18 protein-coding genes are annotated in these 19,373 nt (G+C 53.3%); 10 read left to right on the top strand and 8 right to left on the bottom strand.

The features are described from left to right. Window positions 1-12 precede the first annotated feature (12 nt). The gene (locus tag PGR09_RS10705; protein ID WP_047044395.1) at window positions 13-1,440 is read right to left on the bottom strand and encodes a bifunctional 2-methylcitrate dehydratase/aconitate hydratase; all 1,428 of its coding nucleotides are present in this window, start codon (window positions 1,438-1,440) and stop codon (window positions 13-15) included. A gap of 411 nt (window positions 1,441-1,851) precedes the next feature. Here PGR09_RS10705 and PGR09_RS10710 point away from each other — a divergent pair, with 411 nt between their 5' ends. Then, the gene (locus tag PGR09_RS10710; RefSeq protein ID WP_045395153.1) at window positions 1,852-2,739 is read left to right on the top strand and encodes a LysR family transcriptional regulator; all 888 of its coding nucleotides are present in this window, start codon (window positions 1,852-1,854) and stop codon (window positions 2,737-2,739) included. 218 nt (window positions 2,740-2,957) lie between these two features. On the opposite strand, the gene PGR09_RS10715 is transcribed toward PGR09_RS10710, so the two are convergent. From PGR09_RS10715 to PGR09_RS10735, 5 genes are all read right to left on the bottom strand, one after another. Continuing rightward, window positions 2,958-4,172: an acyltransferase family protein gene (locus PGR09_RS10715; protein ID WP_047078457.1), complete on the bottom strand. Its 1,215-nt coding sequence runs from the start codon at window positions 4,170-4,172 to the stop codon at window positions 2,958-2,960. A gap of 114 nt (window positions 4,173-4,286) precedes the next feature. After that, complete coding sequence (locus PGR09_RS10720; RefSeq protein WP_047044388.1) at window positions 4,287-5,123, bottom strand: MBL fold metallo-hydrolase; 837 nt, start codon at window positions 5,121-5,123, stop codon at window positions 4,287-4,289. A 10-nt stretch (window positions 5,124-5,133) separates the two neighbouring features. Continuing rightward, window positions 5,134-5,460, bottom strand: a complete 327-nt coding sequence (locus tag PGR09_RS10725) for a hypothetical protein (RefSeq protein WP_045395158.1) — start codon at window positions 5,458-5,460, stop codon at window positions 5,134-5,136. Window positions 5,461-5,501: 41 nt separating this feature from the next. After that, a complete protein-coding gene (locus PGR09_RS10730) occupies window positions 5,502-6,065 on the bottom strand; it encodes a peptidylprolyl isomerase (protein ID WP_047078456.1) in 564 nt (187 codons plus the stop codon). Window positions 6,066-6,159: 94 nt separating this feature from the next. Further along, window positions 6,160-6,942 carry an alpha/beta fold hydrolase gene (locus PGR09_RS10735; RefSeq protein ID WP_380377614.1) on the bottom strand — a complete coding sequence of 261 codons (783 nt, stop codon included), beginning with the start codon at window positions 6,940-6,942 and terminating at the stop codon, window positions 6,160-6,162. Window positions 6,943-7,267: 325 nt separating this feature from the next. On the opposite strand from PGR09_RS10735, the gene PGR09_RS10740 reads away from it, so the two are divergent. Continuing rightward, window positions 7,268-8,062 (top strand): SDR family NAD(P)-dependent oxidoreductase, encoded by a 795-nt coding sequence (locus PGR09_RS10740; protein ID WP_045395163.1) that lies wholly within the window; start codon window positions 7,268-7,270, stop codon window positions 8,060-8,062. Between the two features lie 329 nt (window positions 8,063-8,391). After that, complete coding sequence (locus tag PGR09_RS10745) at window positions 8,392-9,000, top strand: hypothetical protein (RefSeq protein WP_047044380.1); 609 nt, start codon at window positions 8,392-8,394, stop codon at window positions 8,998-9,000. 50 nt (window positions 9,001-9,050) lie between these two features. On the opposite strand, the gene PGR09_RS10750 is transcribed toward PGR09_RS10745, so the two are convergent. After that, the gene (locus PGR09_RS10750) at window positions 9,051-9,812 is read right to left on the bottom strand and encodes a transporter substrate-binding domain-containing protein (protein WP_047044377.1); all 762 of its coding nucleotides are present in this window, start codon (window positions 9,810-9,812) and stop codon (window positions 9,051-9,053) included. Window positions 9,813-10,133: 321 nt separating this feature from the next. Here PGR09_RS10750 and PGR09_RS10755 point away from each other — a divergent pair, with 321 nt between their 5' ends. From PGR09_RS10755 to PGR09_RS10785, 7 genes are read left to right on the top strand one after another with little or no spacing between them, the layout of a single operon-like run. Beyond that, complete coding sequence (locus PGR09_RS10755; protein WP_430916133.1) at window positions 10,134-11,000, top strand: MurR/RpiR family transcriptional regulator; 867 nt, start codon at window positions 10,134-10,136, stop codon at window positions 10,998-11,000. A gap of 11 nt (window positions 11,001-11,011) precedes the next feature. Then, window positions 11,012-11,593, top strand: a complete 582-nt coding sequence (gene ddpX, locus PGR09_RS10760) for a D-alanyl-D-alanine dipeptidase (RefSeq protein WP_045378241.1) — start codon at window positions 11,012-11,014, stop codon at window positions 11,591-11,593. After that, on the top strand, window positions 11,590-13,152 hold the full coding sequence (locus PGR09_RS10765; RefSeq protein ID WP_430916134.1) for an ABC transporter substrate-binding protein: 1,563 nt from the start codon (window positions 11,590-11,592) through the stop codon (window positions 13,150-13,152). The genes ddpX and PGR09_RS10765 overlap by 4 nt, the downstream gene beginning before the upstream one ends. Window positions 13,153-13,212: 60 nt before the next feature. Beyond that, a complete protein-coding gene (locus PGR09_RS10770; protein ID WP_047044374.1) occupies window positions 13,213-14,232 on the top strand; it encodes an ABC transporter permease in 1,020 nt (339 codons plus the stop codon). Beyond that, the gene (gene ddpC / locus PGR09_RS10775) at window positions 14,233-15,126 is read left to right on the top strand and encodes a D,D-dipeptide ABC transporter permease (RefSeq protein ID WP_430916135.1); all 894 of its coding nucleotides are present in this window, start codon (window positions 14,233-14,235) and stop codon (window positions 15,124-15,126) included. Then, entirely contained in the window at window positions 15,126-16,115 is a 990-nt protein-coding gene (locus PGR09_RS10780) for an ABC transporter ATP-binding protein (RefSeq protein WP_047044369.1), read from the top strand. The genes ddpC and PGR09_RS10780 overlap by 1 nt, the downstream gene beginning before the upstream one ends. Beyond that, the gene (locus PGR09_RS10785) at window positions 16,108-17,052 is read left to right on the top strand and encodes an oligopeptide/dipeptide ABC transporter ATP-binding protein (protein ID WP_430916136.1); all 945 of its coding nucleotides are present in this window, start codon (window positions 16,108-16,110) and stop codon (window positions 17,050-17,052) included. Before PGR09_RS10780 ends, PGR09_RS10785 begins: the two co-directional genes overlap by 8 nt. A gap of 570 nt (window positions 17,053-17,622) precedes the next feature. On the opposite strand, the gene exaC is transcribed toward PGR09_RS10785, so the two are convergent. Continuing rightward, window positions 17,623-19,143 carry an acetaldehyde dehydrogenase ExaC gene (exaC, locus tag PGR09_RS10790; protein WP_045395180.1) on the bottom strand — a complete coding sequence of 507 codons (1,521 nt, stop codon included), beginning with the start codon at window positions 19,141-19,143 and terminating at the stop codon, window positions 17,623-17,625. Window positions 19,144-19,373 lie beyond the last annotated feature (230 nt).

Raw genomic sequence — 19,373 nt, forward strand, 5'->3', positions numbered from 1 at the left:
TTCAGAAATGGATTAATGCCAGGAAAAAAGTTTCAGGAACTCATTAACAGACATAGTCTCAAGCGCCGGGCCAGTGGTCAGGATATCGGCCAGTCTGTCCGCCCGATCGCGGAGCGGGCTGTCTGAAAGATTCAGATGGAATTTGGTTAACAGTGCGTCAAAACACTCCTCACGACGGCGGACGTGACCAAGCGGATATTCAATAAGCTCGGCAATCTCCTCCGTCATTCCACGACATTTAATGTACAGCGCATTCGGGATCGCGCGTTTTTCTGGGTCGTAGTAGCTTTCGGTAAAAGAAGGACGTTCAGTGCAGGTAATTTTGTGGCGTAAGGCTTCCAGTTGCGGATCGCAGGCCAATGGCTCATGGAAATCCCTAATCGTCAGATTTCCAGTTTGTAGCCCTACCGCTACCATATATTGCAGGCAGTGGTCGCGATCGGCTGAGTTATTCAGCACACCTGATTTATCAATAATTTGAATCGCCGGACGCGTCGTTTCTACGCGAACATATTCGATTGATTCAGGTGAATAACCGGCGGCAAGTATTTTTCCACGCAGGTTAATTGCCGCCTCGACCGCGGTCTGAGCATGATATTCAGCAGGATTGGGAACTTTAAACAATATATTATTGATGACGAAGTCTGAGAGATCTCGCGTCAGGTTGAACGACTGACCGCGTAGCACCGCGTCATCAAATCCCCAGCGTTTAGCCGTTAACGCCGTCGGATACCCCATTTCATCTGCCTGGGCAAACAGCGCCAATTGCAGTCCGCGAGCTGTGGCATCGCCGGCGGCCCATGATTTACGGGTGCCTGCATTAGGTGCATGTCGGTAAGTTCTGAGCGCATGGCCATCAATAATCACGTTGGAAAGCGCACTCAGCGCCTGATCCTTCGATAATCCCATGATCTGTGCGGCTGCAATCGCCGAAGCCACCTTGACCAGCACGACATGATCAATACCTAGCGCATTAAAACAGTTCGACAGGCACAGTACGCCATGAATTTCATACGCCCTGATCATGGTGTTCAGAACCGCCGCCATACTTACCTCTGGCTGGGCGCTATCGGAGAGGCTCCGCCACGCGGCAGCGGCCAGGATTGCCCCAAGGTTATCGGACGGATGTCCCCACTCTTGCGCCAGCCAGGTATCGTTAAACTCAAGCCAGCGGATCATCGAACCAATTTGAAAAGCCGCTTCGATTGGCCCTAACCGCAATGGCGTCCCCATGACCGGGACCCCCTGAGGGTTGCGACTGAATTGCGCGCTGCGCATGAGTCTGGAACAGTCGGCATCTGTAGAGGCGGCTATCGCGCAGCCAATTGAATCCAGCAGACAAAAACGCGCCATCCGGAGCGTCTCATTATTAAAGGCTGTTTGCTCGTAGGCATAATCAACCAGATCGATCATTATTTTATCAAACTCAGCGTGCGCCATGTTTTATCCCATAAACGAAATGAAGGTTTCATCAATACGAGTAATAAAGGCCAGAAAAGCGAGATGACTGAATACAAGAGGATGCGTAACCACTTGATTATAAAATGAATAATTGGCCTTACTGAATAAATCGTAATTGGCGCAGCAATAAAAAACCAGCGAATAAAATCGAGGTATTCATCGAAAAGATTGATACCTTAATGATATTCAACAGAGCATGGCTCATTGCAATGGAGATTCAGGGCATACGAATTGATATACGAATAAGCTTATTGATGTCGAACGTCTTCGCTGTGACGCTCTCTTGCCAGCACTACCAACACTGGCAATTAGAAACATGATGACAAAACAAACGTCACAAATTATAAATACCATTGCAACATTAAACTAACCTTTAGCATGAGGTCTCAAATGAAGCTAAGTGAACTTCTTGCGTTCGTGACGGTGGTGGAGACAGGGAATATAACCCAAGCCGCAGAGCGCCTGAATCGAGTGCAATCAAGCATTTCCCACCGAATACGAAGTCTCGAGGACAACCTGGATGTCACCCTGTTAGACAGGAAAACCGAAGGATGCACTCCCACAGCGCAAGGCCAGATACTTTATGAGTATGCACTCAAAATTCTGAACCTGGCGGACGATTGCAAAAACAACATTTCCTACTCTAAAAGCAGTCAGTTGACGATAAGAGTTGGAATAATTGAATGTTTACCCCCCTATATTATTAGTTCCTTGATTGATTTAGGCCAGGAGCTGGGCTGGAACATCGACATATCAATCGGCAACACAATTAGTTTGCTCAGCGCCTTTGATAAAAACGAATTTGATGCGGTAATTATTGGCGCCGGATTTTCCAATACACAACATGCACGTTCCATATTGCTCTCAAGCGAGCTGGTAATTATCACCGACAAAAATCAACCTCCCATTACTGATATCTCCAGTCTGGATGGCGAAGTCTTTTTGCTCAGTAGTAAAAAATGTGCAACGTCTACGCGCAACTTCAATGTGCTGTTCAATGAAGGCAATATCACGCCAAAACGTGTCGTTGAATGCGGATCTTATCCAGTGCTGTTCTCAAGCATTGCCGCGGGTAAAGGGGTATCGTTGGTGTTGCGCTGTTCTATTAGTAGTGAAGTTAAGAGCAAGATTAAGATTCATCAGCTCTCCGGGCAGTTCAATGACTTCAAAATAGAGTTGGTGTACCGAACAGACTGTGCCTATCTGGATATCGCCAAATTCACCGGTATGATGACCTCTGTGTTCCAGGATCCTCGGCTGCGCGATATCGGTTATTAACTAACTCATATGAACTGCATAAATTATGCTCGCACCACATTATAAAATACACCTACCTATTGAAGACGATCGGTAAAGGTGATTAGCGGGGATATGTTGTCATTCAAGGAAAATCTTGTAGAAAGCTGCGGCTTTCATACTGATTAAGCAGTAAAGCGTGGGAGTGCATCTCATTGACGCATGCCTCCCACCAGAAATGCTGAATATTCAATCTGTTATCATGAGGGTTCGCGCAGGCTGACCAACCTTCTTTCCCGAAACTTTGCCAGAATCGTTTTCATCATCGGTACTTCGAAGTATTTGTATAAAAAAGCGGCGAAAGCAATTGACAGAACCAGAGCAACAGCGATAAGCCCAATCCCTTCAGCTAAATCAAACTTTCTCCCTGCCGTTAAATTCAAAAAATAAAACAGTACTAAGAAATGAACCATATAGAATGCATAAGAGATCTCTCCTAACCAAACCGAGGTTGGCGAATTCAATGCAGTTTTCCTGGTTTTCAAGTCATCGCCGGCAAAAGAGGTAATTAACAAGCAAACAGGAATGATAAATACGACACTCATACTAAATTGGTATGGAATATACATAGAAGCAATATACGTTGCCACCAGTAAGGCAAGTGATACCGTTTTCGACAACATAATTGCCCGGCCATTGATGAGTAGTCGTGCAGCAAACATACCGGCCAGAAACTCAAAAATACGTGCCGGAGGGAAAATATACGAAATCCAGAAATGATGTTGAGAAATAGGGAATGCTCCCATCATTTTATTCGGTTCAGCCCACAGATAGATCGCAACCTGGACTGCTAACGATGCCATTGTGACCAACAACAGAGCAAATAAATCATGCTTTGTCGGGATCGTCTTCATAATCCGGTAAAGGAATGGAAAAGAGAGATAAAACATAGCTTCGATGCATAAAGACCAACTCGGCCGGTTACCAACGAAAAAGTAATGTACATCGTTAAACCAGGTATTCACCAACAGCAGATTGGTCGACCATAATTTATATTGATAAATACTGACTGCACCAATTAAAAATGCAACCAACCATGTCAGGAAATGTGTTGGATAAATTTTAGCAAAACGCCGCAGATAAAAATCACCAACGGTATCCGTATCTTTCGCGGACCATACCATGATAAACCCGCTCAAAATAAAGAAGTATGACACTCCCAGCCAACCAGCTTTACCGACAATAACGGTATAGATATGTTGAATCGTCGGATTGGCGAATGGGGCGAGATCGCTGGGCAGTGATGCATGAAATAAAAAAACTAAAAAAGCAGCCCAAAACCTGCTTCCGGTGATGGAAGGAAGCTTAGGCCGCACTGAAAATGCTCCTGCCGCTATTGATTGCATCCCTGGCGTGATATGTGCTTCACCGTAAAGCTTATCACTACTCATTTCTTTTGTTATTACAGAACTCATTACACTCCTCCACAGATGGTATTTTTATATCACCAAGTTATTCTGAAATAGAAAGATGATTACTGGTATAAAAATTAATAACGGCAAAGCAGCATCGACTCAGATTAATGTCTATTACTCATCGGTAATAATGCAATATCCTGTGTTAAGCTTTTTAATATAACCAAAACCCTGCTGACCAAAATGCATACCGCCAACAAGAACTTGATCGGAGCTGGCCATCTCAAGGATGCGCGCACGCGTCTCCGCTGCCAACTGTGGATCATAATCAAAGGCGATAGTGACATCCGGCTTTAATAGCTGAATATGTGGGAAATGCACAATATCCCCCCAAATCAATAGGCTGTTATGACTCCCGACAATGCTATAGCCGGTATGTCCAGGTGTATGGCCTTTCAAGGGAATAGCATGTATGCCGGCAAGCACTTCACCATCATCAATTAACTGAAGCCGATCTTGATACTGTTTAAAAACGCTGCGCGCCAACAGGAAATTACCTTTAACGCGATCGCTGACCGTCGCAAACTGGTTATCGTCTTGCAGATAATCATATTCATCACGACTGATGAATAGCTCCGCGCGAGGAAATATAGCTTCTCCCTGAGCATTAACCAGGCCACCAATATGATCGGGATGAGCATGAGTGAGTAGAACGGCATCAATATCATCTGGTTGCAAGCCCAGTTTAGCTAAATTCTTAACTAAACCGCCCCCCCAACCTTTAATGCCACCAGCACCGCTATCAATGAGGATATTCTTCCCCTGCTGTTGCACTAAAAAGGTATTGATATGAACTGAATTTGGTTCCTCAGGACAGGATTTTTGCTGAATGGCCCTGCACTCCGTTTCATCTACATTTGCCAGTAGCCCGAAGTCAACCTGCAAGTAGCCATCGCTAACCGCAGTCACTAAGACATCCCCAAGGTCCTTCATTGGCAATTTTTCATTCATATTTTATCCTTTAATTTTTAGCGAAAATATTATTGGCTTGATAAAGGAAACAGCGAATTCTCGCCACAACGCCGATCCTCTCTTTAATTAACAAATCTACCTGATGTAAAAATTCATTCATCACCGGCTCGCTACGAAATATTTCTTGTCTGAGTTTTGCCTCGACATAAACCGGCGTACCATAGCCGATTTCAGCAGTGAGATAAGTAATGTGGATATTATTGTCTTTAGCTTGCAGTATCTCTTTGGCTAAATTTGCCAAGGCAATCGAAAATTCAGCAAAGGCGGCGGAATCCAACCGATATCTTGCTGATGTAGATACAGTAATACTGGGCATTTAGAAACTACTCCTGCAACAGGTATTTTAGCAACGTGGAACTACACGGTATGGGTAGTCACCAGACGCATGCGTTTAATCACATCCGGATTAACCACCGTGCCCAACTCGGCATCACCACGGCGGAGTTTATCCACCCATTCCATTCCTTTGGTAACCTGACCAAAGACGGTATAGTTTTGATCTAAATATCGAGCGCGGGTTGAGGTGATAAAAAATTGATGGCAAGCACTGTGCGGATTTCGCGATCTGGCCATGCCAATAGTGCCGCGTTCAAACGGCAAATGATTAATCTCCGCAGCCAGTTTTGGCATTACGCGGGGATCAAACCGTGTATTTTGTAGCGGCTCACCAGTTTGCGCCATAAACCCATCAATAACCCTGGAAAAAGGCATACCATCATAAAATTTAGACTGTACGAGTGTCTTAATCCGCGCCACATGATTAGGGGCAATATCAGAAAATAACTTTATCGTGACGATGCCACTATCCAACTCCATCTCAATAGTATCATCTGCAGAACCTAGCCATTTTAACGCGGCAGGCAACGCGACGGCGCCCGCACATAATCCCAGGCAGCCGCCAATAAATAACCGACGATTCATATCATTTACTCCATTCTGGCGACAGAAATTAACGCCTGTCGCTGCATTTGCTCATTAGCCGCGCTGATTGGCCCCTTATCGCGGCATTGATCTATTAATGTGTTTGCGTTTTCTCAATAAATGTAATGATCTCATCGGTAAGCGCATCCGGTTTTTCTAAATTAGGTAAATGTGAAGCGCCGGGGATAACATGTAATTCGGCATTACGCTTTTTCGCCAGACGTTGCGCGTAGTCTTGCGGAGTCAGCTTATCTTCCGCTCCCCTGACTATAACCGCACTAACCCCATGGATATCCATATTAGTCAAATCAGTATCGGCAATAGCTAAAGAACACCCGGAGAAAGCTTCGACCGTTGTATTGCGCAGCATTTTCCTCAGACCGTCAGCCTCAGGCGAGTCGATAAATTGCGGCGTGACCCAATTACTGATAATTCCTCTCTCAAGGTGCTCAAGACCATGCTGGAAAACATCCTCCGCCCTTGCGCGCCATAGCGAGGGCGGAGCGGCATTCACCAGCGAAGTATCAATAATCACCATTCCCTGTACGCGTTGCGGTAATTTGAAGCCAATCCATTGTGCTATCGTGCCGCCAATTGAAACACCGACGACATAGAACTTATTGATGTTCAGATGATCGACGACAGCAATAACATCATCGGCAAGATCTTCCATTGAAAAAGGCAACGCGTCGACGGCACTGAGTCCATGTCCGCGAATATCCAGGCGGACTACTCGATAACGCTCGGTTAATCGCGGCATTTGCAGATCCCAAAGATGCATATCCGTTCCTAACGAGTGAAGAAGAATCACTGTCGTCACATTTTCTGGGCCCTGTACATCGACGTGCTGAGTTAATTTCAGTGGTCGGATAAACATTTAAAATCTCCGTATGCTTATTTTTACTTTTATCATTGACTCCGGATGCCGGTACACAGGCTCAGACGCACGGTTATACCAAAGGAATGTTTATCTGTTTAAGCTATCCCGCAAGCGCACTCATCAGGAAAAACGTGAGGTTATTTCCCGCATTAACATCGGATAAATGTTCTTATCTTGTTAGTACTGCTAGTATTATTAGAGTAATTTAATCCTGTGCTCTAACGGATAATTTCGATATCGCTATCGAATTTGTTGATGTGGTAAAGCCCCCCAATTCCCACCTGCTACGCTTACTACTCCATTCCATAAAAAAGGCTCAACCATGAATATTGATTTATCGGGGAAAGTCGCGCTGGTGACGGCGTCCACGGCCGGTATTGGTTACGCCATTGCGAAGGGGCTGGCGGCCAGCGGCGCGGAAGTGATTATCAACGGCCGCAGCGAACATAGCGTTAATGCGGCGATGGCGCGGCTGCAACAGGAGGTGCCGGGATTCAGGCCCTATCCCGCAGTGGCCGATCTCAGTGACGCCGCCGGGGTTAGTCAACTGCTGCAGGCGGTGAATGAAGTCGATATCCTGGTGAATAACGCCGGTATTTACGGCCCGCAGGATTTTTACGCCACCGATGACGCCACCTGGGAAAACTACTGGCAAACCAACGTGATGTCCGGCGTTCGCCTGTCACGCGCGCTGTTGCCCGCCATGGTGCGTAAAGGCTGGGGACGGGTGGTCTTTATCTCCTCCGAATCGGCACGCAATATTCCCGCCGACATGATCCACTACGGCGTGACCAAAACCGCGCAGCTGTCGCTGGCCCGCGGGCTGGCGAAATACGTCGCCGGCAGCGGCGTCACCGTAAACAGCGTGCTACCCGGCCCGACCCTCTCAGACGGTTTTGCCGAAATGATGAAAGAGGAAGTCGCCCGCACCGGTAAGCCGCTGGAACAACTGGCGAAAGAGTTTGTTATGGCGCAGCGCCCCGCTTCCGTTATTCAGCGTGCGGCCTCGGTGGACGAGGTGGCCAATATGGTGGTCTACGTCTGTTCGCCGCAGGCTTCTGCCACCTCCGGCGCCGCGCTGCGGGTCGATGGCGGCGTGGTCGATGATATTGTCTGAATTACCCGCTAAGCAGGGGGAGAAAGCTCCCCTGAGATTGATGACAAACCTCATGCAACCGTTGGACTTACAGATTGCAAGAGACAAATAACAAGGAAAATCAATTTATTGGTTTTCGGCTGATAACCACAAAGAAGGAAAAAACACGCTTTTTCCTTCTTTGTCAGCAGTCTGGGGGGAGCAAAGCTCCCCTTTCTCACCTGCAGTTGCGCTATTTAGCGCTAAATAGCTCAAAAGGTTTAAAACACGCCGCGATGTCGCACAAAGTGAACAGGAAGTAGCATTCATGATACTTATCATTGCTGTTTTGAACATAAATAGTGGTGTTAATGTCTGTCATCAGAAGCTTACTTTTCTTTCTCGGCGCGGCGGTGGCTTCCGCCATCGCGGTACTTTGTTTGTGGGTGGATATCCGGGTATTTGGCAACGATATCCCGGAGGTTTCGCTTACCGAAATAGTGCAGGAGGGCGTGCTGGCGATAATCGTGCTGATTCACTTCCTGCTGGCGAAAAAATATGAGCTCCTGCGCTACTGTAATATCCTCGTTGGCGGCTTCTTCCTGGCGATGCTGATCCGCGAACTGGACGCGCTTTTTGACCTTATTTCTCACGGTAGCTGGGTATGGTTCGCGCTGGCAACGACGATAGCCGCGCTAATCGTTCCACTGCGCCACTCTCGTCAAACGCTGTCGCAACTGGCGCAATACACCCGCACGCCATACTACGGCATGATGATAAGCGGCCTGCTGGCGATTCTGGTCTTCTCACGGCTGTTCGGAATGCATGGCTTATGGTACGCCGTACTTGATGAGAACTACGCGCGGGTGGTGAAAAACACCGTTGAAGAGGGTAGCGAGTCGTTCGGCTACATGCTTTGCCTGACCGCCTCGATTGGCTACTACTGCTACTTCCGCTATCAGGCGCGACAGAAAAGCTAATCCACTGCGCCGCCAGAATCTGATGCTCTGGCGGCAGCGCGAATCATGAATTACCCCTGAATTTTCCACTTCCGCTTGAGCACATTTTTGTCCTGGCTGTCCAGCCAGTGGTTCACTTTCTCAAGCAGCGCCGGATTATCCTTATTCATCATATAGACCTTATAGCTGGCGGTACCGGGAAACGGCGTCTCATTCGCTACGCAGAACACGCCGGGCTCCTTGCTCTGGTAATACTCCCCTTCAATCAGGTCGGTCACCATCATATCGGCCGTTTTTTGCCGTAGCGCCTGCAGATTATCGACATTGTTCTGCACGCGAATGATCTGCGCATGCTTGATGTGCTCATCAACGAAACTTTGGTTAGTGCCGCCGGGGTTCACAATCACCTTCACATTCGGCTGGTCGATTTTTTCAAGGCTGCCGAGCGCTGGCGCGGCGCTGCAGTTAGCGAGGGCGATTTTGCCATTGGCCACCACCGGATGGCTCAGGGAGAAATCTTTCGCCCGTGCCGCCGTCTCCGTTACGCCGCCCATGGCGATATCAAACTTATCGGCTTTTAAATCAGTCGATAACGTTGGCCAACTGGTGATGATAAACGTCACCTTCACCCCCAGCGTTTTACCCAGATCGTGCGCCATATCGACGTCGTAGCCGATAAGTTCGCCAGCGCCGTTATGAAACGCCAACGGCGCGTAGTCCCCCGGTACGCCGACTTTTAACTCGCCGCTTTGTTGAATCGACTGCATGTCGCGCGCATGGCCCGCCAGTGCGGCCAGGGATAGCGTCAGGGCAAGCACCGCCTTCACTTTCATTTTATGATCCTTTTTTAATCATCAGTTTTTTGGTTATCACTCTGTCTGTCGCTGACGGCAAGCAAAATTATCTCTCTACCGCTCCGGCCCACAACCACGTTGTTAACAATATGTTTTATTTTTGTGATGCACAACCAGGATTCATTGCACCTGATTTGTGCAATGAATAACCAAACCCTACGCTCAGGATCCGCTCACCTCCCAATAGATTAGCGATATTGCTGGAAATACTATTTCCCGCAATAGCTGGCACACATCGTGCTTTGTTAATTGAGTATCAGAATTCTGTTAAATGAGAGCGAACTATCATTAAGGGCAGAGATGAACGATAGCAACGGCTTGTTTCACATTATTGAATCCACTTTCAGCCAGCTCACGCCGAGCGAAAAACGTATTGGCAGTTGGCTGTTAAGCCATCGGGAGCATATCCCGTTTGAGACCGCCGACAGCATTGCGCAGGCCACCGGCACCAGCGGGATAACCGTAGGCCGCTATCTGCGCAAGCTGGGCTATCGCAATCTCGATGACGTGAAGCACAGCCTGAAAGAGCCCGCATCAACGCCCTATCGCCAGTGGGGAGTGATTGACCGGCTTGACTCCTGGTCACAGCAGCAGACGCAGCCGGATCGCGCCAGCCTGTCGTTGCAGATGGAGCTGGATGCCATTCGCTATGTCTACCAACTGGCGCAGGAACCGACCTTCGCCCGCGTCAGTCAACGCATCGCCGAGGCCGACGCGGTTATCATCATTGGCATTCAGTCGACTCGCGGCATCGCCAACACGTTCTTCAGCCATCTGGAATACCTGCGCCCGCGCGTGACCTACGCCGACGGCAGCTCTGGTAGCTGGCTGGAATCATTGAATTCTGAATACCAGCACCCCTATGTGGTGCTGACCGATACCCGCGCTTACTCCGTCGCCGCGCGCCAGTTTTGCCGGGTCGCCTGCGAACGCGGAGTTGCCACCGCGCTGGTCACCGATATCTGGTGCCCGTGGGCGCGCGACTATCCGGTTGATTTACTACAGGTGAAAACCGATACCGGCCACTTCTGGGATTCGCTGGCGCCGATCGGTTGTCTTTTTAATCTGCTGCTCTCCGCGGTGGTGGAACGGCTGGGGCCGAGCCTCTCCAACCGCCTTGCCGCGAACCGCGCGCTGCAGCAGGAATTTGGTCAGTTTGAACGTTAAGGAAATTTTCGATGAGCCATCTTTCCCTGGTGGATATCGCCGCGCGTTTTCCCACGCTGCCTGTCGACCTGAAATACGCCACCGCCGATAACATTACCGGCCAACCGATTTATCGCGAAGCCCGCTGCCTGCTGCACCCCGATGCGGCCGTCGCGCTGGAGAAATCCATCGCCATCGCTGCGCTTGCGGGCTATCGCCTGCTGGTGCTTGACGCCTATCGTCCACAGCGCGCCCAGCAGCTGCTATGGAATGCCTGCCCGAACCAGGATTACGTCGTGCCGGCCGATATCGGTTCCAACCACAGCCGCGGCACCGCCATCGATGTAACGCTACTCGATGACCACAACAACCTACTCGACATGGGCACCGCCTTTGACGAAATGGACGATCGCTCGCATCCCTACCACCCGGCGGTGGCGCAGGAGGCGCAGCGTAATCGCCTGTTGCTGAACGCCATTATGTTCGGCGGCGGCTTTAAAGGCATTACCACGGAATGGTGGCACTTCGAACTACCGGGCGCGGCCGGTTATCCGCTACTCGACGATGTTTTCGCCTGTTTCTCCCCCGCTCAGATTGACGGAGTTTCACCATGAACATGACTCGCCCAGCATCCTTAGGTTTTCGCCCGTTACTGTTAGCCGCCGCGCTCTGCGCCGCCATCCCTTCCGCCTTTGCCGCGGTGCCGAAAGATATGCTGGTGATCGGCAAAGCCGCTGACCCGCAAACGCTCGACCCGGCCGTCACCATCGATAACAATGACTGGACGGTGACCTACCCGGCCTATCAGCGGCTGGTCAAATACAAAACCGATAATGGTAAAGGTTCCACCGATGTCGAAGGGGATCTCGCCGAAAACTGGCAGGCCTCCGACGACGGCAAAACCTGGACCTTCGCCCTGCGCAAAGGCGCGCAGTTTGACGACGGCTCGCCGGTGACGGCAGAGGCGGTCAAACTCTCTTTTGAACGCCTGATGCGTATTAAACAGGGGCCATCGGAGGCGTTTCCCAGCGGGCTGAAGGTAGATGTCGTCGATCCGGCCACCGTTCGTTTCACGCTGCCGGAATCTTTCGCGCCGTTCCTGCATACCCTCGCCAATGACGGCGCCTCCATCATTAACCCGGCGGTGCTGAAAGCCAACGCCGCCGATGACGCCCGCGCCTATCTGGCCGAGCACACCGCGGGCTCCGGCGCGTATAGCCTGCAGCGCTGGCAGAAAGGCCAACAGTTGGTGCTGGTGCCCAACCCGCACTTCAGCGGCAATAAGCCGGCCTTTAAGCGCGTCACGGTGAAAATCATCGGCGAAAGCGCCGCCCGTCGTCTGCAGTTGACCAAGGGCGACCTGGATATCGCCGACGCGCTGCCGGTCGATCAGTTTGCGGCGTTGAAGAAAGAGGACAAGGTGGCGGTCTACGACTACCCGGCGCTGCGCGTCACCTATCTGTATCTCAACAACAGCAAAGCGCCGATGAACCAGGCGGATCTGCGCCGCGCGGTGTCGTGGGCAACAGACTATAAAGGCATGGTCGACGGCATTCTCGGCGGTAACGGTAAGCAGATGCGCGGGCCGATCCCCGATGGCATGTGGGGCTACGACGCCAGCGCCATGCAGTATTCATTAGATCTCGACAAAGCCAAAGCGGCGCTGGATAAGGTGGCGGATAAGCCGAAAACGCTGACGTTCCTCTACTCCGATAACGATCCGAACTGGGAGCCGATTGCGCTCTCCACCCAGGCCAATCTGCAGGCGCTGGGTATCCAGGTCAAGCTGGAGAAACTGGCCAACGCCACCATGCGCGAGCGCGTGGGTAAAGGTGATTACGACATCGCTATCGGTAACTGGAGCCCGGACTTCGCCGACCCCTATATGTTTATGAACTACTGGTTCGAGTCGGACAAAAAAGGGCTGCCGGGAAACCGTGCGTTCTACGACAACCCGCAGGTTGATGCGTTGTTGAAACAGGCGGTCGCCACCACCGATCAGGCGGCGCGAACCAAAGGTTATCAGCAGGCGCAAAAGACCGTCATTGATGACGCCGCCTACGTCTATCTGTTCCAGAAAAACTATCAGGTCGCCATGAACAAAGAGGTGAAAGGCTTCGTTTTCAACCCGATGCTTGAGCAGATTTACAATATCGCCGACATGCACAAGTAGCGGGCCGTCTCTCCATCTTGTCTGGTCGGGCCGTCACAGGCCCGGCCGAGGAGCGTCATCATGAGTTTCTGGGGTTTAATACGACAGCGCTGTTGGGGGCTGATATTAGTCGTCGCCGGCGTCTGCGTGATTACGTTTATTATTTCGCACCTGATTCCCGGCGACCCGGCGCGGCTGCTGGCGGGCGATCGCGCCAGCGATGAAATCGTCCGCCATATTCGCCAGCAGCTGGGGCTGGATTTACCGCTCTGGCAGCAATTTGCCCGCTACGTTGACGCCCTGCTCCACGGCGATCTCGGCACCTCGATTCGCACCGGCCGCCCGGTACTGGAAGATTTAAAAACCTTCTTCCCGGCGACGCTGGAGCTGGCCTTTTGCGCGCTGCTGATTGCCCTGCTGGTTGGCATCCCGCTCGGCGTGCTGTCGGCGGTATACCGCAATCGCTGGACCGATCACCTGGTGCGCCTGATGGCGCTGACCGGCATCTCGACTCCGGCATTCTGGCTCGGTCTCGGAGTAATCGTCTTGTTTTACGGCAAGCTCGACTGGCTGCCCGGCAGCGGCAGGCTCGATGACTGGTTCGATCCGCCCACCCGCGTCAGCGGTTTTTATCTGCTGGATTCACTGCTGGAAGGCAATGTCGAGGTCTTCTTCAATGCCCTGCAGCACCTCATTTTACCGGCGGCCACCCTTGCCTTCGTTCATCTTGGCATCGTCGCCCGGCAGATCCGCTCGGCGATGCTCGAGCAGCTCAATGAGGACTACATTCGTACCGCGCTGGCCAGCGGCCTGCCGAAATTCACCATTGTGGTGCGCTATGCGCTACCCAACGCGCTGATCCCCTCTATCACCGTGCTCGGGCTGGCGCTGGGCGATCTGCTGTACGGCGCGGTGCTCACGGAGACGGTGTTCGCCTGGCCGGGGATGGGCGCCTACGTGGTGTCTTCGATTCAGGCGCTCGATTTCCCCGCCGTGATGGGCTTCGCCATCGTGGTCTCCTTTGCTTACGTACTGGTCAACCTGGTAGTCGACCTGCTCTATTTATGGATCGACCCGCGCATGGGTCGGGGAGAAAGCTAAGTGATGATGACTCAGGAACAACCGCTTCCACGGCCAAAGGCTGAAAAAAGCGGCCACTGGAAGCGTCGTTGGTGGTTGATCCGCCAGAGCCCGCTAACGCTGATTGGCGCGGCGATCATGCTGGTTATGCTGTTTTTAATGATCTTCTCGCCGTGGCTGACGCCGCACGATCCTAACGCCATTAATCTTGCCGCGCGTCTGCAGGCGCCGTCGTTCGCTCACTGGTTTGGTACCGACGAGGTTGGCCGCGATCTGTTCAGCCGCGTGCTGATCGGCAGCCAGCAGTCGGTGGCCGCCGGGCTGGCGGTGGTATTGATCGCCGGGATCAGCGGTTCGCTGCTGGGCTGCCTATCCGGGGTATTGGGCGGGCGCAGCGACGCGCTAATTATGCGCTTGATGGACATTATGCTGTCGATTCCGTCGCTGGTGCTGACCATGGCGCTGGCGGCGGCGTTAGGCCCGAGCCTGTTCAACGCGATGCTGGCGATCGCCATCGTGCGTATTCCATTTTACGTGCGACTGGCCCGCGGCCAGACGCTGGTCGTGCGTCAGCATACTTTCGTCGAGGCCTCGGTGACGTTTGGCGCCTCGCGCTGGCATCTGATCAGCTGGCATATTCTGCGTAACGCCCTGCCGCCGCTGGTGGTGCAGGCCTCGCTGGATATCGGCAGCGCGATCCTGATGGCCGCCACGCTCGGTTTTATTGGCCTCGGCGCCCAGCAGCCTACCGCGGAATGGGGCGCGATGGTCGCTAACGGTCGCAACTACGTGCTCGATCAGTGGTGGTACTGCGCCTTCCCCGGGGCGGCGATCCTGATCACCGCCGTCGGCTTTAACCTGTTTGGCGATGGCATCCAGGATCTGCTGGATCCCAAGGCCAGAGGGCGCAACTAATGGAAAATAGGGTCTTAACTATCGATAACGTTCGCCTGAGTTTCCCGGTCTATCAGGGCCAGGTCAACGTGCTGAATAATATCTCGCTGCACATCGATCGCGGCGAAATCGTCGGCGTGGTGGGCGAGTCGGGTTCCGGTAAATCGGTGACCGCGATGCTGGCGATGCGTCTGCTCTCCGCCGGCAGCTATCATATTCATAGCGGCGCTATCACCCTGATGGGCCACGATATGCTCACCCTGACGGAAAAAACGCTACGCGATATTCGCGGCAGCAAGGTCGCGATGATTTTTCAGGAGCCGATGACCGCGCTTAACCCCACCCGACGCATCGGTAAGCAGATGGTAGACGTCATCCGCCAGCACCGTCCCATGTCGCTGCGTGAGGCGCGCGCCCGCGCCGTCGAGCTGCTGGCGGATATGCAAATCGCCGACCCGCAAAGCGTGCTCAAGCGCTATCCTTTCGAACTCTCCGGCGGCATGCGCCAGCGGGTGATGATCGCTATCGCCTTTTCTTGCGAGCCCGACCTGCTGATTGCCGACGAACCGACCACCGCGCTGGACGTCACCGTGCAGCGTCAGGTGTTGCGCCTGCTGAAGCAAAAGGCCCAGGCGACCGGCACGGCGGTGCTGTTTATCAGCCACGATATGGCGGTGGTTTCTCAGGTGTGCGATCGGCTGTACGTCATGTACGCCGGCGCGGTCATTGAAAGCGGTAAAACCGCAGAGGTGCTGCAACATCCCCAGCATCCCTACTCTATCGGTCTGTTAAACAGCGCCCCCGATAATGGCGAACCGCGCGCGCCGCTACGTTCTATCCCCGGCACCGTACCGAATCTGGCGCGTCTTCCCGCCGGCTGCGCCTTCCGCGAACGCTGCTTCGCCGCGGGTGAAGCCTGCGGTATTACCCCTACGCTGCAGGCTCATGATAACGCCGCCGACAGACAGGCTGCCTGCTGGTATCCGCAACGGGAGAATGCCCATGTCTGAGACGCTATTAACCCTCAATGATGTGCACCTGACGTTCGCCGCGCAGAAAAACTGGCGCGGGAAAGTCATCGAACGCGTCTATGCGTTAAATGGGCTGGATATGACGGCCAGACGCGGCGAAACCTTAGGGATCGTGGGCGAATCCGGCTGTGGGAAAAGCACCCTGGCGAAGCTGCTGATGGGCATGCTAAAGCCCTCTTCCGGCCACTTCACCCGCACGTCGGCGCGCGGCGAAAACCAGAGTGGACGCATGCAGATGGTGTTCCAGGATCCGCTCTCGTCGCTGGATCCGCGGCTACCGGTCTGGCGCACCATCACCGAACCGGTGTGGATCCAGTCGCGCATGCCTGAAAAGGCGCGTCGCGATCTCGCCGAGCAGCTGGCGCTACAGGTGGGGATCCGTAGCGAATATCTCGATCGGCTGCCGCACGCTTTTTCCGGCGGCCAGCGCCAGCGTATCGCCATCGCCCGCGCGCTCTCGTCGCAGCCGGAGATTATCGTGCTCGATGAGCCGACTTCGGCGCTGGACATCTCGGTGCAGGCGCAGATCCTTAATCTGCTGGTCGAACTGCAGCAGCGGCAGAATCTCACCTACGTGCTGATTTCGCACAACGTCTCGGTGATACGTCATATGAGCGATCGGGTGGCGGTGATGTATCTCGGGCAAATCGTTGAAATGGGCGAGGCGCGGCAGGTGCTGGATAATCCTGCGCATCCTTATACCCGGCTATTGATGGAGTCGGTACCGCGCATCGGCTCACCGTTAGGCGAAGGCGTGCGCAATACCGAACTACCGGGCAACCGCCGGCTGCCGACGGGCTGCTACTTTCGGGAACGCTGTCCTCACGCCAGCCAGGGCTGCGAACGGCCTCAGCCGCTGGAGGCGCAAGCGAATGGCGCGCAGGTCCGCTGCTGGAAAGCGCAAACAATAAGATGAGACCGGGCGCCGCCCGGTGCTACTGTTATCGGTTTGCAACGGTTTTGTGTACGGAAAACATGTGCTTTGTGTTAATTCAGAGCACATTGCGCTCCCGATATTTCTTCTGCGTTATGGCTCTCATGGTGCAGGGAGCGCACAGAGGGCGGCCAGTCGCCGCCGCCCTCTGTACTCCCGGGCTCTGGCCGCCAAAATCGCCACTTCGTGGTACCTTCGACTTATCCCTGCAGGCTCCGGGTCGGGCCGAGGCTGCGTCCCTGCAAGTCACGGCCCTCAGCCCGCATCCATGCGGGCTGCCCCGGCCTTCCGGGAACGTCTCAGCGATTTTGAGGCCACCAACACCGGCAGTTTCAGCCAGCATGGTGAATAAATTAAAGGCAGGCCGCACAGACCGTAGGCCGGATAAGGCGAAGCCGCCATCCGGCGCAAAAGCGGCGCCTTATCCGCGGATATTGCCCGGCGGCGCTGCGCTTGCGCGGGCCTACAGATCCAGTGCAATGGGTGGCCCAGTGCCATAGGTAGCCCGGGGAAGGCGCTTACGTCGCCCCCGGGTCAGCCGTTATAAATGAATCAGAATAGCCCCAACGGCGCGGTGCCGTAGCTCACCAGCAGGTTTTTGGTCTGTTGATAGGCTTCCAGCGCCATCTTGTGGGTTTCCCGCCCGACGCCGGACTGCTTATAGCCGCCAAACGCGGCATGCGCCGGGTAAACGTGATAGCAGTTAGTCCACACTCGTCCGGCCTTGATGCCGCGCCCCATGCGGTACGCCAGGTTGGTATCCCGCGTCCATACCCCGGCCCCTAAACCAAACTGCGTCTGGTTAGCAATCGCCAGCGCCTCAGCCTCGTCCTTAAAGGTGGTCACGCCGATGACCGGGCCAAAGATCTCCTCCTGGAAGCTGCGCATCTCGTTGTGCCCTTTAATCAGCGTCGGCTGAATATAGAAGCCGCTATCCAGCTCGGCGGTAATGCTCGCGCGATCGCCGCCGGTGAGGATCTGCCCGCCTTCATCACGAGCGATCTTGATATACGACAGGATCTTATCGAACTGCTGGCGTGATGCCTGAGCGCCGATCATCGTTTCGGTATCAAACGGATCGCCGCGACGGATCTGCATCACTTTCGCCATTACCCGCTCCATAAACGGCTCGTAGATCGATTCGTGGATCAACGCGCGCGATGGACAGGTACAAACTTCCCCCTGATTGAAGAAGCCCAGTACCAGCCCTTCCACCGCCTTCTCGATGAACTCCTCCTCACCATCCATTACGTCGGCGAAATAGATATTCGGCGATTTGCCGCCCAGCTCAACGGTACAGGGAATAATATTCTCCGCCGCGCAGGCCATAATATGACGGCCCACCGGCGTCGAACCGGTAAAGGCAATTTTGGCGATCCGCTTGCTGGTGGCTAGCGCTTCGCCGGCCTCTTTGCCAAAGCCCTGTACCACGTTCAAGACCCCAGCCGGGAACAGATCGCCGATGATTTCCATCAGCAAAGTAATACTTAGCGGCGTCTGCTCCGCCGGTTTTAAAACCACGCAGTTGCCTGCCGCCAGCGCGGGCGCCAGTTTCCATGCCGCCATCAGCAGCGGGAAGTTCCACGGAATAATTTGCCCGACCACGCCCAACGGTTCGTGGAAATGATAAGCCACGGTGGTGTCATCAATTTCGGCGGTACTACCTTCCTGCGCGCGCAGACAACCGGCGAAATAACGGAAATGATCGACCGCCAGCGGCAGGTCGGCGTTCAGGGTTTCGCGGATCGGTTTACCGTTATCCCAGCTCTCCGCAACCGCCAGATACTCCAGATTCTCCTGAATGCGGTCGGCAACCTGCAGCAGAAGATGGGAACGCTGCTGTACCGAGGTTCGCCCCCAGGCGTCCGCCGCCCGGTGTGCCGCATCAAGGGCAAAATCAATATCTTTGGCGTCGGAGCGAGGAAACTGCGCAATGTTGCTCCCATCGACGGGAGAAGTATTCATGAAATATTCGCCGCTTAACGGCTCGACGAATTTACCGTCTATGAAGTTGCCGTAGGCCGATTTGAATGAAACCAAAGCGCCCGGTTTGCCAGGATGAACATAACGCATAGCAATCTCCTTCTGTAGGGTTAAGGCGCAGCGGCGTGGTGTTTTTTGCTATTGTCCGCTGCACGCTTTCTCCTGTAGCAGGGGTTATGCCAACTTTATGCACTCCTAATAAACTTAATAATTTTCAAATAATTAAATATATCCCCTTGCCAATTCGCGTCCTCTTTGTCGCACAGGATCCCGCTTCTGTGTTGCGAATCGCAACACCAATAAAACCAAATAGCTACAAT

Origin of the sequence: Klebsiella sp. 141251 (assembly GCF_050600725.1) — a bacterium.
GTDB lineage: Bacteria > Pseudomonadota > Gammaproteobacteria > Enterobacterales > Enterobacteriaceae > Klebsiella > Klebsiella aerogenes.

Excerpts from the sequence above, each read along its gene's own strand:
- PGR09_RS10705 (WP_047044395.1), bottom strand. The coding sequence starts at position 1,440 with ATGGCGCACGCTGAGTTTGATAAAATAATGATCGATCTGGTTGATTAT.
- PGR09_RS10710 (WP_045395153.1), top strand. The coding sequence starts at position 1,852 with ATGAAGCTAAGTGAACTTCTTGCGTTCGTGACGGTGGTGGAGACAGGG.
- PGR09_RS10715 (WP_047078457.1), bottom strand. The coding sequence starts at position 4,172 with ATGAGTTCTGTAATAACAAAAGAAATGAGTAGTGATAAGCTTTACGGT.
- PGR09_RS10720 (WP_047044388.1), bottom strand. The coding sequence starts at position 5,123 with ATGAATGAAAAATTGCCAATGAAGGACCTTGGGGATGTCTTAGTGACT.
- PGR09_RS10725 (WP_045395158.1), bottom strand. The coding sequence starts at position 5,460 with ATGCCCAGTATTACTGTATCTACATCAGCAAGATATCGGTTGGATTCC.
- PGR09_RS10730 (WP_047078456.1), bottom strand. The coding sequence starts at position 6,065 with ATGAATCGTCGGTTATTTATTGGCGGCTGCCTGGGATTATGTGCGGGC.
- PGR09_RS10735 (WP_380377614.1), bottom strand. The coding sequence starts at position 6,942 with ATGTTTATCCGACCACTGAAATTAACTCAGCACGTCGATGTACAGGGC.
- PGR09_RS10740 (WP_045395163.1), top strand. The coding sequence starts at position 7,268 with ATGAATATTGATTTATCGGGGAAAGTCGCGCTGGTGACGGCGTCCACG.
- PGR09_RS10745 (WP_047044380.1), top strand. The coding sequence starts at position 8,392 with ATGTCTGTCATCAGAAGCTTACTTTTCTTTCTCGGCGCGGCGGTGGCT.
- PGR09_RS10750 (WP_047044377.1), bottom strand. The coding sequence starts at position 9,812 with ATGAAAGTGAAGGCGGTGCTTGCCCTGACGCTATCCCTGGCCGCACTG.
- PGR09_RS10755 (WP_430916133.1), top strand. The coding sequence starts at position 10,134 with ATGAACGATAGCAACGGCTTGTTTCACATTATTGAATCCACTTTCAGC.
- ddpX (WP_045378241.1), top strand. The coding sequence starts at position 11,012 with ATGAGCCATCTTTCCCTGGTGGATATCGCCGCGCGTTTTCCCACGCTG.
- PGR09_RS10765 (WP_430916134.1), top strand. The coding sequence starts at position 11,590 with ATGAACATGACTCGCCCAGCATCCTTAGGTTTTCGCCCGTTACTGTTA.
- PGR09_RS10770 (WP_047044374.1), top strand. The coding sequence starts at position 13,213 with ATGAGTTTCTGGGGTTTAATACGACAGCGCTGTTGGGGGCTGATATTA.
- PGR09_RS10780 (WP_047044369.1), top strand. The coding sequence starts at position 15,126 with ATGGAAAATAGGGTCTTAACTATCGATAACGTTCGCCTGAGTTTCCCG.
- PGR09_RS10785 (WP_430916136.1), top strand. The coding sequence starts at position 16,108 with ATGTCTGAGACGCTATTAACCCTCAATGATGTGCACCTGACGTTCGCC.
- exaC (WP_045395180.1), bottom strand. The coding sequence starts at position 19,143 with ATGCGTTATGTTCATCCTGGCAAACCGGGCGCTTTGGTTTCATTCAAA.